Genomic DNA, 14,723 nt, shown 5'->3' with positions numbered 1-14,723 from the left:
CTTGTGACGAATGTTTCACGTGAAACATTCCCGGGAGACAAGCCTAACGACTCTTCCCTAACTCTATTTGCCGATACAGAAATCCCCGAAGATAATATCGAGCAAATCTTCCACATCGACACGTCCGGTAATCTTGCCGATTTCGCGAACAGCAAGGCGTACATCCTCGGCCGCCAGTTCTGCGATATCGGTCTGCAATCCGCGATCCAGATGATCGCTGGCACTTTCAAGTGCCCGCCGATGGCGCAGCCGTGTCAGCGGCACGGGCCCGGCAAAATCGAGCCCCTCTTTTACGCGAGTCTCCAGCAGTTGCAAGAGGCTTTCCATCCCCTGCCCGGTCATGGCCGATATGGGTAAAACGGGAAGCTCCAGCGCACGGCCATCGACCGACGTTCCCTGCCAGCTTGCCGGAATGGCGCTGCTATCGGTCGCATCTACCTTGTTGATCAGGATCAGCGTCTTGTCATCGATCAGGCGGGCAGCCTCCGGATCAATCTTCGGCCAGTCATTGCGATCAATCACCACCAGGCGCAGATCGGCATTTTCGGCCCGCTCCGTCGCACGGCGCACGCCTTCGGATTCGATCACGTCACCGCTTTCGCGCAGACCCGCCGTATCGACCATGGTCACCGGGAAGCCGCCCAGATCGAGATGGACTTCGATCATGTCGCGCGTGGTCCCGGCGATCTCGGACACGATGGCGGCATCACGCTGGGCCAGCCGGTTAAGCAGGCTTGATTTGCCGGCATTCGGCGCACCAAGGATCACGATCTGGAAGCCCTCGCGCAGCCGTTCGCCGCGACGATTATCAGCAAGATGTTTTTTGATCTCGCCAAACACACTCATCAGATCACCGCGTACCACCGGCACGATGCCATCGGGCAAATCTTCGTCGGGGAAATCAATATCGGCCTCGATATGGGCCAAGGCCTTCATCAGGCGCGCGCGCCAGCCTTCATAAAGCGTGCCCAACTCGCCAGCCATCTGGCGCACCGCCTGACGGCGCTGGGCGGCGGTTTCGGCATCAATCAGATCGGCGATCCCCTCGGCCGAGGTCAGATCCATCTTGCCGTTTTCAAAGGCGCGTCTTGTGTATTCGCCGGGGTCGGCCACGCGCAATCCGTCCTGACGTGACAGGCAATCGAGCACCCCTTCGATCACCGCGCGCCCGCCATGGACATGCAGCTCGACCACGTCTTCGCCGGTAAAGCTTGCCGGGCCTTGGAAATAGATCGCCACCGCATCATCAAGCCGTTCGTGCGACTTGGGATCGCGGATCGGCGCATAGATCGCATGGCGCGGTTTGGGCATGGTATCGCGGCCCAATAACGCACACAGCACAGCCCCCGAACGTGGGCCAGATAACCGGATCACGGCAACACCGGCACGCCCCGCGCCGGAGGACAGGGCAAAAATGGTTTCTCGGCTGGCAATCATGGCGGATCCGTCAGTTCTGAAAATGCAGTTGCGTGGCAGAGGAGGATATCGTCCAGACAGCGGCAAAGGTCAACATATGGCAGAAAATAACCAACAGGGGTTTAATGAGCTTTGTGTTGGTTGCGCGGATCATTGGGTGCGCTTTGGAAATCACCCTCGCCCCGTCATGGACCCCCGCCTGCGCGGGGGTGACGGTTTGGGCTGCCAGGGGTGTTGCCTTATCCTGCTAACTCGGTGGAGGCATCCTGAACGCCATCAGACTTGGAGAGAGCGACAATCCCCAAAAGACCCGTCATGCCCGCGCAGAGCCTGTGCCCGCGGCGGCGGGTACGGGCATCCCTTGCAGTAGGGCACAAAAAAACCGGCCACACATATATTGCGGGCCGGTTTGATTACTCAAGGTTACGCAGGGGCGCTTATTGATCGGGATTAAGCATCAACCGTTCAACCACCTGCCCGCCGATCAGATGGTCATTGAGGATCGCCTCGATGTCTTCCATCGTCTCGTAGCGATACCAGGTTCCTTCGGGATAGACCACCATCACCGGGCCCAGTTCGCAGCGATCGAGACAGCCGGCGGTATTGATCCGGGTTTGGGGCAGGCCAAGTTCCTTGGCGCGCACCTTCATGTAATTGCGAAGTTTGGTCGCGCCCTTGGAATTGCAGCATCCGCGTTCATGGCCAGCGGGGCGTTCGTTCTGGCACACGAAGACATGTGCCTGGTAGTAGTGTTCACGCATGATATCGGGTCTGCCTAGCCTTTGTCCTTGTCACCGGCACCGCCGGTGCCCGCATTGAACTGGCCCCAGAAGGCTTTCTGAAGCTGTTCCCAGTTCTGAATGCCCTGTGGCAGCCAGGTATTGAGCATGGTTTCCGGATCCATCGCCGCCAGATTGGCTTTCATGCGGTCTTCGATATCTTGCATCATCGCCTTTTGCATCGGCTGAACATCAGGAAGACCAAAGAAGGTCCGTGCCTCTTCCGGCGTGCAATCAATGTTCACGGTTACTTTCATCGCCCTGGTCTCCTGATCTGTTTTGTTTTTTGGTCTCTGTCACTTTACGTGATTTGCGTGACTGGCTGTTTGCATGGCTGGCCCATTATCCCCACCAGAACCGCCTTCGCAATCACAATAACGCCAAGCTGCCCCTACCATATGGGAAGCAAGCGGATGCGGCGACCGCAACTTTCACAATATTGCGATAAAAGATTTCGGCCATTTGCCTTTATGAATGAGGCCATAACCCTTAGAATCAGGCAAACAGCCTCATAAAGCATTGCCAGCACTGATGACTGGCGCGTGATTGCAGATCGCGCTACCGCAAACGATAAAGCCATCGGCTTAATGGATGGCACAGGACACAAAATGGAACTCGCACGCAACAATCTTGGTTCGGAAACCAGCCCCTATCTTGTTCAGCATCGCGACAACCCGGTGCATTGGCAGCCCTGGAGTACCGAAATTCTCGCCAAAGCCAAGGAATTGAACAAACCGATCCTGCTATCGGTCGGGTATGCGGCGTGCCATTGGTGCCATGTCATGGCCCATGAAAGCTTTGAGGATGAGGGTATTGCGGCTCTGATGAACGAGCTTTTTATCAATATCAAGCTCGACCGCGAAGAACGCCCGGACCTTGATGCGCTTTATCAGAATGCGCTGGCCCTTCTCGGCCAACAGGGCGGCTGGCCATTGACGATGTTTTTGACCCCGGATGGCGAGCCGTTCTGGGGCGGGACCTATTTCCCCAAGGAAGCGCGCTATGGCCGGCCGGGATTTGGCGATGTGCTTAAGACCGTCGCCAAGATTTACGCCGAAAAACCCGACGATGTCCGCCACAATGTCAGCCAGATTTCCAATGCCCTGATCAAAATGAACAGTGCGGCAGTTGGCGCGATTCCCAGCCTTGAGATGATTGATCGCTGCGGCCATGGCTGCTTACAAATCATGGATGGGGAAAATGGCGGCACATCCGGCGCGCCGAAATTCCCGCAGCCGAGCCTTTTGTCCTATATCTGGCGCACCGGTGTGCGCACCGATGATGACGGGCTGAAACGCATCGTCAAACACAGCCTGGACCGCATGTGCCAGGGCGGCATTTATGATCATCTGGGCGGCGGTTTTGCCCGCTATGCCGTCGATGACCAGTGGCTGGTGCCGCATTTCGAAAAGATGCTCTATGACAATGCCCAGCTGATTGATCTTTTGTGCGATGTCTGGCGGGTCGATCCCAACCCGCTTTACGCCAAGCGGGTCGAGGAAACCATTACCTGGATCTTACGCGAAATGCGCATTCCCGGCGGCGCCTTTACCGCAAGCCTGGATGCCGACAGCGAAGGGGTCGAAGGCAAGTTCTATGTCTGGTCCGAGGATGAAATCGATCAGATCCTTGGCACGGATGCCGAGCTGTTCAAGAAATTATATGACGTCTCCAAGGAGGGTAACTGGGAAGGCCATAATATCCTTAATCGCACCGCCTCAGGGCTTGAGCTTGCCGATGACGCGACCGAGGAAAAGCTGGCCGAGCTTCGCGCCAAGCTTCTGACAGAGCGCACCAAACGTATTCGCCCGGGCTGGGATGACAAGGCGCTGACCGACTGGAACGCCATGACCATTGCCGCCTTTGCCGAGGCGGCAATGACCTTCCACCGCGCCGACTGGCTGGATTATGCCAAACTTGCCTATGGCTTTGTCATCAATACCTTGATGAAGGGTGACCGCTTCCTGCACAGCTATCGCGATGGCCGCGTGCAGCATGCCGGTATGCTCGAGGATTATGCGCATATGATCCGCGCGGCCTTGAGGCTTTATGAATGCTTTGGCGAGGATGCCTATCTTAATGAAGCCATCCGGTGGTCGGCCGCGGTCGAAACCCTGTTTGCCGATGCCAAGGGCGGCTATTTCCAGTCGGCATCGGATGCCAGCGACCTTGTCGTGCGTCAGAAACCCTTCATGGATAACGCCGTGCCATCGGGCAATGCGATCATGGCCCAGAATCTGGCCAAGCTTTATGCCCTGACTGGCGATGCGCAATACCGCGATCAGGCGGAAATCACCCTTGCGGCCTTTGGCGGGCGGATCAGCGAGCAATTCCCGAATATGCCGGGCCTTATGATGGCCGCTGAAATGTTGCAAAACCCCGTGCAGATCGTGCTGATCGCCAAGGATCGCAGCCAGACCTATCTTGATATGCGCCGCGCTATTTTTGGCGCGTATCTGCCAAACCGGGCGATCACGATCCTGTCGGATGGTGATCCCCTGCCCGATGGCCATCCGGCCCAGGGCAAAACCGCGATTGACGGCAAGGAAACCGCCTATATCTGTCAGGGGCCGGTATGTTCGGCGCCCGTCACAGGCGTGGAAGAATTGACCGAAATGCTGGCAGATTTGCCCGCCAAGGCGGCCTAGCCCCGATGCCGCAAATATCGCTCAACAGCCCTGTCGGCGCAATTACGGTTTTCGCGTTTGAAGATCAAATCGTTGCGCTTGACTGGGGATTTGTTGAAAAGATTGAAAGCACACCGGTGCTTGAAGAAGCCCAAAAGCAGCTGAACGCCTATTTCGCAGGGCGCTTGCACAGCTTTGATTTGCCACTGGCCCCGGACGGGACGGATTTCCAGAAAACCGTCTGGCAGGCGATGGGCAAAATCCCGATGGGCAAGACCGCGACCTATAAGGAACTGGCGACCATGGCCGGATCGCCCAAGGCATTTCAATCGGTTGGCAAGGCATGCGGCCTTAATCCGATCCCGATCCTTATTCCCTGCCACCGCGTTCTGGCAACCGGCGACAAGCCGGGCGGCTATTCCGGCCATGGCGGGCTTGCAACCAAGCGCGCGCTTTTAAAGATCGAAGGTGTGGATTTGCCTCTGCCGAGTGATCAATCAGCTTTCGATTTCTAGGTTCTTTGGAAAATCTATTTGGAAAGAATTCAGAACAACATTCGAAATCTCTTCTCCGTCGATCAGCAAAGCCGTACTCATTGTCGCTGAGTCGAGGTCTTGACCCTTATCCAAGCCTATAAATTTGTACTCTGTTTTCTTGCTTGTTTCCGGGTAATCACCATCAGAGTCCATCTTCATGAAAAATCTGGCAGCCCCGTAAAGTACGATGTAAGCGATCTTGCGACCTTTTTCCAAACCAACTTCTTTGACAAATCCGCGATACATCAAAATGCGGCCGTTATGTTCCACTTTTGTTAGCACATGGGCCAAAACGGTTGGGGATTCAGGGCCCACTATGTGATCAAACAAGGCACCGTGAAAAGCCTTCAAGCGAAGATGTCCCAGATCAATCGCACGGATAAACACATAGCCACATGCTGTTCCAATCAAGGTCGCGCACAGCACATAACCAAGCATAAAGAAAACGAACGTACGAAGTTCCCAAAATGGTACTGGAAGAGCGTGGTCCCAGAAAGCTTCCAGAAAACTCCTGACAGCCTCCCGACTACTGTTCAGCCAAACAGGATCAAATAGAGTTTCCCAAATCACGAGCAAGATAATCGTTATTGCATGTGCAAAAATCGCAGTAACGATAACAAGTGCAATGTTTGAGAGAGATCCTGACGGGGAAACATTTCTCGTAATCCTGCCACCATGATAAAGGCTAAACCTGAAACCCATTCCTGGCATGATGAGAATCAGAAATACCAGTGTGACGAGGGTCAAGGTCATAGCATAGCTTGCCTTTATAAATCAGGCCGGTTCTCTGTGGCGTTCGCGTTGATTCTTGAGTTCAGAAATTTTCTGCTTCACTTCAGCAAAGGTGAACACAGAATAATCACCTTTCCCGTGTTTCCGGCATTCCGAAAGGGCTTCTTCAACCAACGCAATATCACCGTCAGCAATCGCCAATAGCTTCATGACAGCTTTCTGTTGGTTTCTGTCTAGTAGTTGCATAGACACACCTCCACCTTCTTCCTTGTGGAATATAGTCCATAGAAGATCTGATTTGAATCCCCAAGCAGAAACAAATATTCCGACAATATCCTTTCACAGACATTAAACGGCAGAAAATTAGGACATTTCACGAACTCAAACCAGCTATTCACTAGCATAGCAAACTGCTTGCAGCTTGTTGCCATCCGGATCTCGGACATAGGCGGCATAATAGTTTGGCCCGTAATGCGCGCGCAGGCCAGGTTCGCCTTCATCCATGCCACCGTATTTGAGCGCCGCTGCGTGAAAGGCATCTACCATGTCACGTTGATCTGCCTGAAACGCGATATGAGTACCATTGCCCCAGGTTGCCGGGCGTCCATCTGCCGGGCTGTAGATGTAAATGGTTGGCATCTGTCCATCCCGCTCATAAGCCAGCGGCTTTTCAGGCGGTTTTGGCAATCGCTCGAAGCTCAGCGTACCAAGAACGGCGTCGTAAAACTTCGCTGAGCGGGCCTTGTCATTGGTCCCGAGGGTGATGTGGCTGATAACTGACATGGGGCAATCCGAGTTATGGGCATTGGGCTTTTAGTCTGTTCACTATTGCATTAATCCGTGCAGTTGCATAGAACATAAAGTGAACAACTGGAGAGCCATGATGGACAGCCTGCAAGGATACACCGCCAAATCCGGGACACTTGTGCCGGTTTTCACCATCGAGGTGCAGACATTGCCCGAAGATACGGATCGCATTCTTGACGAAGTTATGAAGGTCCATCCGCTTGGCTTTGGGCGGTATCAGCGCAATGCGAGCATTTCCGCAGTGGGAAAAGAAACCGCGCAGCCAGAACCGGGATCGACCACCACAACACATGTTGACGGATTTGCGGCCGGTTCGACTGAGACCTACCCGATGGTCGAGCTCAAAATCTCGATTGATCGCGACCAGAAGGCGCTCGCCAAAGTCATGGACGCGATCATCTATGCGCATCACTACGAGGAACCGGTGATCTTTGTCCGTGAGGACTGGGCAAGTCGCGCCGCCTACAATCCGCAAAGTGACAACCCCAATCGCTGGTGGAACAACGGCAAAGGGTTGCCCGATCGGATTGATTAATCACGTCGTTTCGGATGGAATTCTTCCAATCCTGTGCTGCAAAGCAATCGCGATTAACCTACACTCCTCCCATTAACGAAACAGGCGTTGGAAAACGCAAAGATGGGAGGTCTTCCATGACCAAAGCATTCCGATTTTACGAGACCGGCGGCAGTGATGTCCTGAAATTTGAAGACGTCGACATCGGCAGCCCGGGCGAAGGCGAAGTCCGCCTGGCGCAAAAGGCCGTTGGCCTGAACTATATCGATATTTATTTCCGCTCCGGCGTTTATCCGGCACCGAGCATGCCGTCCGGCCTTGGTCTTGAGGGTGCTGGTATCATTGAGGAAGTTGGTCCCGGTGTGACGGATCTGGCCGTGGGCGATCGCGTGGCCTATGCCGCACAGCCACTTGGTGCCTATGCCGAAGCACGCGTGATGCCGGCCAAGGGACTGGTGAATATCCCTGATGATGTCAGCTTTGAGCTGGCCGCAGCCGCCATGCTTCAGGGCATGACCGCGCAATATCTTCTGCGCCGGACCTATAACGTCAAAAAGGGCGACACCATCCTGATCCACGCGGCGGCTGGCGGGGTTGGTCAGATTGTGTGTCAGTGGGCCAAGCATCTGGGGGCGACCGTGATCGGCACAGTCGGGTCCAAGGAAAAGGCCGAAATCGCCAAGGCCAAGGGCTGTGATTATCCGATCCTTTATCGCGACGAGGTCGTCTCCGAGCGGGTCAAGGAAATCACCAATGGCCAAGGCGTTGAAGTTGTTTACGATTCGGTCGGTAAGGACACGTTCGAGGATTCGCTTAAATGCCTCAAACGACTTGGCATGATGGTGAGTTTTGGTCAGTCATCCGGTGCGGTGCCGCCGGTATCGCTGGCCCAGCTTGCCCCGGGGGCCTATTTCCTGACCCGCCCGAGCATTTTCCAGTACAACGCCACCCGCGAAGAGCTTCTGGCCAGTGCAAATGAGCTGTTTGATGTTTTGAAATCAGGCATTGTCACGATTGATATCACCGCGACCTACCCGCTTGCCGATGCTGCCAAGGCGCATGACGACCTTGAAAGCCGCAAAACCAACGGGTCGATCGTCTTTACCGTCTGATCACGGCATTCAACGCCTTGATACATCGATAGATTTCCGGATTGAGGCAGGGTTATTTCCCTGCCTCTTTCAGTTCGTTCTGATGGAAAATCCGCACATCACGCGCAATCGCGTCAAAGCGCTCTGAAAGGCCCTCGCTCACTTCGCGGCACGGGGCAATGACAGCTTCGGCCCAGTCGACATAGGCCAGGATCTGCCTTTCATCCCAGCCAACCGGTGTGTCGGTCAGCATCGCACCGACATTGGCGACCTTATCGGCCAGTCGCACAAGCTTGGCACCATTGGTCAGGCTTGGCGCGGTTTCGATCTGCTTTGCCTTGCGCTCGTCCCTTGGCAGGGCCTTGTCATCACTGACTTCGAGCACAATGTCGGCAATGATGTCGTTAAAACAGGCGGCAATTTCATCGCGCGTCGCGCCGCAATCCTCGATCACGTCATGCAAAACGGCGGCACAGAGAATATCCTCGTCCGTCCCCGGTTCGCATTCGACAATCAGGCGGGAAACCTCGATCGGATGATTGATATAGGGTTCCTGTGCAGCACCTTTGCGACGCTGGTCGCGATGGGCACGGGCGGCGAAATCGACGGATTTGAGTAGAAGCTGCATAAAGCGCGATATGATCGTGAACGGGTCTGCCCAGAGTCCCACGGCTTTTGCGCGGTTTCAAGCCTTGATCCGTTCCGCCCGATGAAAATCATGCAGAGCCGTGAAAAACAGCGGCAAACAGGATAGACTGATTTTTCTACCATCAAGCGGGAGACGCCGAAAATGTCACAGGAAATGCGCCTGAAACTGACCTTGTGGAATGAAAACGCTGAGACCCCGCTGCATCTGAGTGCCCTTGCCCCCAAGGATGGCTGGCAAAGCGCCCCACCCAACCGGATCGAGGCCGGTGAAACAGTGGTGTGCGAGATCACGGCTGCCAACACATTGGCGATTACGCTCAATTACGGCACGCATCATATCGGCATTCATCTGAGCGACGACAATTTTTCCATCGAGCCAGGTGATGCCCGTGTGGATCGGCAGAAACTGGGGAGCGGCTTGGCAGAGGTGACACTTGCCCTTGGATAGAGGTTGTTTAACGGTTATTTCGATATTGAAATAAAAAACGGGACCACAGAGGGTCCCGTTTGTTTTTTACGATCCAGTAGACCGGGCCCATCAGGCCCGCGCGGCTTTAGCCGTTCATGGAATCGAAGAAGTCGTCGTTGTTCTTGGTGCCCTTGAGCTTGCCAAGCAGGAATTCCATCGCGTCCTGCGGACCCATCGGGTTGAGGATACGACGCAAGACCCACATCTTGGACAGAACGCTCTTGTCGACCAGAAGCTCTTCCTTACGGGTACCCGATTTGAGGATATCAATCGCCGGGAAGATACGTTTGTCAGACAGTTTGCGATCGAGGATAAGCTCGGAGTTACCGGTCCCCTTGAATTCTTCAAAGATGACCTCGTCCATACGCGAACCGGTATCGATCAGGGCGGTTGCGATGATGGTCAGAGAGCCACCCTCTTCGATGTTACGGGCCGCACCGAAGAAACGTTTCGGACGCTGCAGCGCGTTGGCATCAACACCACCGGTCAGGACCTTGCCCGAGCTCGGCACAACAGTGTTGTAAGCACGCGCCAGACGGGTGATCGAGTCCAGCAGGATGACAACATCATGCTTGTGTTCGACCAGACGTTTGGCCTTTTCCAGAACCATTTCGGTGACCTGAACGTGACGCTGGGCCGGTTCATCGAAGGTCGAGGAAATGACTTCGCCCTTCACCGAACGGTCCATGTCGGTCACTTCTTCCGGGCGTTCGTCAATCAGAAGAACGATCAGATAGGCTTCCGGGTGGTTTTCTTCGATCGCGTGCGCAATGTTTTGCAGCATCACGGTTTTACCGGTGCGCGGCGGTGCGACGATCAGGGCACGCTGACCTTTACCAAGCGGCGAAACCAGTTCGATCACGCGGTTGGTGGTGTCCTTGTTCGCACCTTCCTGATCGGATTGACGCTCCATCTTGAGCGGCTCATCAGGATAGAGCGGGGTCAGGTTATCGAAATTAACGCGCTGACGGACTTTTTCCGGCGCATCGAAATTGACCTTATCAACCTTGAGCAGGGCGAAATACCGTTCGCCTTCTTTCGGGGAGCGGATCTGGCCTTCAACGGTGTCGCCGGTTCGCAAGCTAAAACGCCGCACCTGGCTCGGACTGACATAAATGTCGTCAGGGCCGGCAAGGTAGTTTGCCTCGGGGCTGCGCAGGAAGCCGAAACCATCGGGCAGAACTTCAAGAACGCCTTCGCCAAAGATGGCGTGGTCGTTCTCGGCCAACTGCTTGAGGATCGCGAACATCAGCTCCTGCTTGCGGAGCGTGCTGGCGTTTTCGATTTCGAGTTCATCAGACAGAGCAAGCAGCTCGGTCGGAGATTTCTTTTTAAGGTCCTGAAGATGCATATGTGCGTTTAATGATCTGTGGTTGCCGAAAGGGCGAAGATTTTATGGAGATAGAAAAGAGAATGTGCGGTTGACCGTCAGGCAAGGCGCTCAGGCTTTTGCTGGGGCGTGCGGACGGTTCGAAACCTTGGAGTTGCAAGAAAGGCAGGTCTTTTCATGTTTCTGGATCGAAACACCCCCGATTGATACCCTTGAAAATCGCAATAGTCAAACCGTGATTCGAAAGAACCGGGCAATTTTACAGCCATTGATACGAAAATATCACATCTCGCCCCCGCTAACCGACCGCATTCCGCTCGCCCATGCCGGGTTTGAGCCAGAATCCCGTGTCCTTTGTCATCGGTGCTTTTGCATCAAACTGTCTGGGCCTCGCGCACGGACGCAAGGAAATCGGCCACTTCCTTGCGCAGGCTGGTCGCGACATTGGCAACCTGATCACAGGCGACGATAACGTGATCGGCGGCCTCGCCGGCATTGTCGGTTGCTTCGCGGATACCGGCAACATTGCCCGAAACCTCGGTCGTGCCTTGCGACGCGCGATCAATATTATTGGCAATTTCCGAGGTTGCGGCTTCCTGTTCATTGACCGCGGCTGCCAATGAGGACGAGGTCGCGTCAATCTGGCCGATTTTTTCGCCAATCCGCGAAAAGGCATCAACCGCGCGTTCTGTCGCGTCCTGCAGATTGCCCATCTGCTCGGAAATTTCGTCGGTTGCGCGCGATGTCTGGGTCGCAAGGTTTTTGACCTCGTTGGCGACGACGGCAAATCCCTTGCCCGCCTCGCCAGCTCGGGCGGCTTCGATTGTCGCATTAAGCGCCAAAAGATTGGTCTGTTCGGCAATATCGCGGATCAGGCCAATCACCTCGCCGATCTTTTCAGCACCTTCTTTCAGCGCAGTTGCAATGACTTCGGCCTCACGCGCCTCGTCGGCGGCGGCGGTCGCATTATCCGACGACGCAGAAATCTGCCGGGAAATCTCAAGGATCGAATTGGCCAGCTGTTCGGTTGCCGAGGAAACCGCCGACACATTTTCGGACGCTGATTTGGCATCATCTGCCACCAGGCGGGCCTTGTCGCGGGTCTCGTCGATGGCTGATGTCATGTTTGAAGACGTGGTGCGCAAACCATCAGTCGACTGGCCGATATCACCCAGCAAGGCGTTGATCCTGGCCTCAAACCGTTCGGCCAGCCGGCTGACTTTTTCAGCACGGGCAAATCGGGCGGCCTGTTCCTTTTCACTTTGGGCGGCCATTTCCCTATTCTCGACAAGGCTGTCGCGGAAAAACTGCACCGATCGGGCCATGGCCCCGACCTCATCCCCGCGCGCAGCCCCGGATACCTTGACCGATAGGTCACCTGCGGTCAGATCACTCATGGTTTTGGTCATGGCACGGATCGGCGCAGAAATATCGCGACCAACGATGACAACCAATGTGCATGCAAGTGCGATAATGATCAGCAAACCGGCCAATGTGCCATAAAAATAAAGCTGCGCTTCAGAGAGCTTTTGCGCCGAGAGGGTGACCAGGCTTTGGGCAATATGGTCTTCTATCATCTTGTAAATATTAATCTTTACCGTGATGGTCGCAAACCAGTCCGTCCCCGCAATGCCATTGGTGGTTCCGGTTACCGGGTAACTGAGCGCCACATCACGCAACTTGTTGACCGCCGCAACCGCCGGGTCCTGCATCGCGCGGTCGTAAAATTCCCTGATCTCTGGTGCGGCCATTTCCTCGAACACAGAGAGATAAGCGTTTTGCAGCGTAATCAGTTCGACAAATCGACGATAAAGGTTGGGTTCAAACTTGCCCATGCCAAACCCGGCCGCACCTGTGGCGCGCTCAAGCCCGCCACGTTCCTTGGCCTGCATGAAATCATTAAAGGCCGCGATCGAGCGGACAAGTTCGGGATCGTTGCTGATTGTGCTCATGACATTGACGGTCGAGAGCATGCCGGAAATGATCGAGGTATAGAACCGAACCGCCTCGCCAAGTTCTATATCCAGCGCATAGACCTTGGCACGTGTTTGGGGCACGGTATCAAGCAGCCCAACAAAGACGCCAACCTGCTCTGCCAGACCCGGGTGATAGGCGGAAAGATCAAAATCGTTTAACGCATTGCGCAAAGACTGAATGCGGGCATCCGACAAGTTGCGCTGATCGGCAAGTTGTGGTCCGAACTGTTCACCTTTGGAGCCGATAAAGCCCGCCGATGCGCCGCGTTCCTTTTGCAATTCGTGCACGGTTGCGCCGATCTGAACCGCAAGTTCGGTCAAGCCACCAATTTTGCCAAGTTCATCCATTTCCCGATAACGGTCGGAAATAATGACGCCGGACAGAACAACAAGTCCCAACAAAGGTGGGATCAGAGAAATCGCAAGTTTCTTGCCAATCTGAATATTCGCAAACATGTAAAGCCCCGTGCATTGTGGAATGCGAGGCCGCCAAATATGCGTTCTTCCAACTCCCGGGGCGCGCAGGTTTTATATTGATACGATATCGTATCAATTGCCTTTTATTGTTGGTCTGGTGACGCGCCTGGACTTTGTGCGGCGCAAAATAATCAGCGCGGCACATTTGGATATTGTAACCCTTGGATTAAATTCAATGGTTACGTTTCAACTTAAAAGGCGTTCAGGAAATCCTGTTTCACGAAGAGCGATGCTGTTCGCGCACAATTTCAAGCATCCGGTTGAGCTGATCCTCGCTCAGGCCGGCGATGCGTTCCGACAGCAGGTTGGCCAGTTCGGTGGCCTGGGGTTCCAGTCCGGCGGTATCGACGGTGATTTTCGGGTGCGAGAGCTGGGCCAGACGTTTGACGTCATCGACCTCGTCCCAGACCAGATTGAAATAACCGCAGATTTGCTGCACCAGGCCGGGGCTGGGCCGCCCGCGATGACCGTGTTCAAGCGCGGACAGATAGGCCGGTGACAGCTGCAAGGCGGTTGCCATATCGGTCAGCGTCACGTTGTTGCGCGCACGGAGTTCCCGGATGCGATTGCCAAAAGGTGTCACGGGCGTCTCCGTTTCAACAAGACATAAAAGGCCCCGGCGCCACCGTGCTGAATCTGGGCCTGATGGATGGCAAGAATGCGATTGCGCAGGTTTGGCGCACTCAGCCATTGCGGGGTGCGTTCGCGCAAAAGACCTGTGCGGCCATATTCATCAGCGCGCGATCCCTTGCCAGTGATTACGAGAACGCAACGTTTTCCGGCCCGCCAGCTATCCTCGATAAAGGCATTGAGCGCATTATGGGCGACTTCCTGGGTCATGCCATGCAGGTCAATGCGCCCGTCGATCGACATCTTGCCCTTTTGGAATTTGTTGGCAGTCGATCGATCAATCCCGTCGGTGACACCGGGTTTCAGTTCGGAAAGGTTCTGTTTTTTGATCTTTGGGCCACGGTCAGCATGGCGGGCCGAGGGCAGATTGCGCGCCGCCCGGCTTTGTTCGGACTGTTCAAGTTTTTCGCCAAGATTATCGGGCAAGGTAATTGCGGTGTCACTGGTGTGGATGTCATCATCAGACGCGACCACGTCATCGCCGGCCTTGCGCCTTTTCTTGCGCAAAGGTTTGACGTCACGGGTAAAGACCTCCCACAGGGTCTTTTCGTCATCCGTGACGGTGCGGCGTCGCTTATTTGGTTTCTTCTGACTCATCGACCAAGACAATATGCAAGCGGCGCGGTCCATATACGCGAGGCTTTATCGTCCATACGATATCACCTGTTTGCAACAGCCCGGTCACCCAAAG

General features: G+C 55.0%; 16 protein-coding genes. 5 read left to right on the top strand and 11 right to left on the bottom strand.

All coding sequences use genetic code 11. The features are described 5' to 3' along the window. Positions 1–63: 63 nt before the first annotated feature. The 3 genes from mnmE to AUQ41_RS02000 form a co-directional block, all read right to left on the bottom strand. Positions 64–1,437, bottom strand: a complete 1,374-nt coding sequence (gene mnmE / locus AUQ41_RS02010; RefSeq protein ID WP_063086309.1) for a tRNA uridine-5-carboxymethylaminomethyl(34) synthesis GTPase MnmE — start codon at positions 1,435–1,437, stop codon at positions 64–66. Positions 1,438–1,853: 416 nt separating this feature from the next. Then, positions 1,854–2,177: a ferredoxin gene (locus tag AUQ41_RS02005; RefSeq protein WP_063086307.1), complete on the bottom strand. Its 324-nt coding sequence runs from the start codon at positions 2,175–2,177 to the stop codon at positions 1,854–1,856. A gap of 14 nt (positions 2,178–2,191) precedes the next feature. Beyond that, complete coding sequence (locus tag AUQ41_RS02000) at positions 2,192–2,452, bottom strand: DUF6489 family protein (protein WP_063086305.1); 261 nt, start codon at positions 2,450–2,452, stop codon at positions 2,192–2,194. Between the two features lie 351 nt (positions 2,453–2,803). On the opposite strand from AUQ41_RS02000, the gene AUQ41_RS01995 reads away from it, so the two are divergent. Both AUQ41_RS01995 and AUQ41_RS01990 read left to right on the top strand, forming a co-directional pair. Further along, entirely contained in the window at positions 2,804–4,843 is a 2,040-nt protein-coding gene (locus AUQ41_RS01995; RefSeq protein WP_063086303.1) for a thioredoxin domain-containing protein, read from the top strand. 5 nt (positions 4,844–4,848) lie between these two features. Then, positions 4,849–5,337, top strand: coding sequence for a methylated-DNA--[protein]-cysteine S-methyltransferase (locus AUQ41_RS01990; RefSeq protein ID WP_063086301.1), 489 nt, complete (start codon positions 4,849–4,851; stop codon positions 5,335–5,337). Here AUQ41_RS01990 and AUQ41_RS01985 read toward each other — a convergent pair. The 3 genes from AUQ41_RS01985 to AUQ41_RS01980 form a co-directional block, all read right to left on the bottom strand. Then, the gene (locus AUQ41_RS01985) at positions 5,320–6,111 is read right to left on the bottom strand and encodes a hypothetical protein (RefSeq protein ID WP_063086299.1); all 792 of its coding nucleotides are present in this window, start codon (positions 6,109–6,111) and stop codon (positions 5,320–5,322) included. The genes AUQ41_RS01990 and AUQ41_RS01985 overlap by 18 nt on opposite strands. 21 nt (positions 6,112–6,132) lie before the next feature. Beyond that, entirely contained in the window at positions 6,133–6,336 is a 204-nt protein-coding gene (locus AUQ41_RS20620) for a hypothetical protein (protein ID WP_143588681.1), read from the bottom strand. A 144-nt stretch (positions 6,337–6,480) separates the two neighbouring features. Continuing rightward, the gene (locus AUQ41_RS01980) at positions 6,481–6,873 is read right to left on the bottom strand and encodes a VOC family protein (protein WP_063086297.1); all 393 of its coding nucleotides are present in this window, start codon (positions 6,871–6,873) and stop codon (positions 6,481–6,483) included. A 97-nt stretch (positions 6,874–6,970) separates the two neighbouring features. On the opposite strand from AUQ41_RS01980, the gene AUQ41_RS01975 reads away from it, so the two are divergent. Further along, positions 6,971–7,432: a hypothetical protein gene (locus AUQ41_RS01975; RefSeq protein WP_197146322.1), complete on the top strand. Its 462-nt coding sequence runs from the start codon at positions 6,971–6,973 to the stop codon at positions 7,430–7,432. Between the two features lie 116 nt (positions 7,433–7,548). Next, complete coding sequence (locus tag AUQ41_RS01970) at positions 7,549–8,523, top strand: quinone oxidoreductase (protein ID WP_063086295.1); 975 nt, start codon at positions 7,549–7,551, stop codon at positions 8,521–8,523. Positions 8,524–8,575: 52 nt separating this feature from the next. Here AUQ41_RS01970 and AUQ41_RS01965 read toward each other — a convergent pair whose 3' ends face one another. Then, positions 8,576–9,130: an HD domain-containing protein gene (locus AUQ41_RS01965; protein WP_040822497.1), complete on the bottom strand. Its 555-nt coding sequence runs from the start codon at positions 9,128–9,130 to the stop codon at positions 8,576–8,578. Between the two features lie 162 nt (positions 9,131–9,292). Here AUQ41_RS01965 and AUQ41_RS01960 point away from each other — a divergent pair, with 162 nt between their 5' ends. After that, positions 9,293–9,598, top strand: a complete 306-nt coding sequence (locus AUQ41_RS01960) for a hypothetical protein (protein WP_083952710.1) — start codon at positions 9,293–9,295, stop codon at positions 9,596–9,598. A 106-nt stretch (positions 9,599–9,704) separates the two neighbouring features. On the opposite strand, the gene rho is transcribed toward AUQ41_RS01960, so the two are convergent. The 4 genes from rho to AUQ41_RS01940 all read right to left on the bottom strand — a co-directional run bounded on the left by rho (position 9,705) and on the right by AUQ41_RS01940 (position 14,629). Then, positions 9,705–10,970 carry a transcription termination factor Rho gene (gene rho, locus AUQ41_RS01955; protein ID WP_008888761.1) on the bottom strand — a complete coding sequence of 422 codons (1,266 nt, stop codon included), beginning with the start codon at positions 10,968–10,970 and terminating at the stop codon, positions 9,705–9,707. 353 nt (positions 10,971–11,323) lie between these two features. Next, positions 11,324–13,381, bottom strand: coding sequence for a methyl-accepting chemotaxis protein (locus AUQ41_RS01950; protein WP_063086291.1), 2,058 nt, complete (start codon positions 13,379–13,381; stop codon positions 11,324–11,326). A 238-nt stretch (positions 13,382–13,619) separates the two neighbouring features. Further along, complete coding sequence (locus AUQ41_RS01945; protein WP_008888763.1) at positions 13,620–13,985, bottom strand: helix-turn-helix domain-containing protein; 366 nt, start codon at positions 13,983–13,985, stop codon at positions 13,620–13,622. Further along, positions 13,982–14,629, bottom strand: coding sequence for a Smr/MutS family protein (locus tag AUQ41_RS01940; RefSeq protein ID WP_063086289.1), 648 nt, complete (start codon positions 14,627–14,629; stop codon positions 13,982–13,984). The genes AUQ41_RS01945 and AUQ41_RS01940 overlap by 4 nt, the downstream gene beginning before the upstream one ends. Positions 14,630–14,723: the final 94 nt, after the last annotated feature.

Source organism: Thalassospira sp. MCCC 1A02898, assembly GCF_001618185.1.
Classification (GTDB): domain Bacteria; phylum Pseudomonadota; class Alphaproteobacteria; order Rhodospirillales; family Thalassospiraceae; genus Thalassospira; species Thalassospira tepidiphila.
This window is presented reverse-complemented; position numbering and strand designations above follow the sequence as displayed.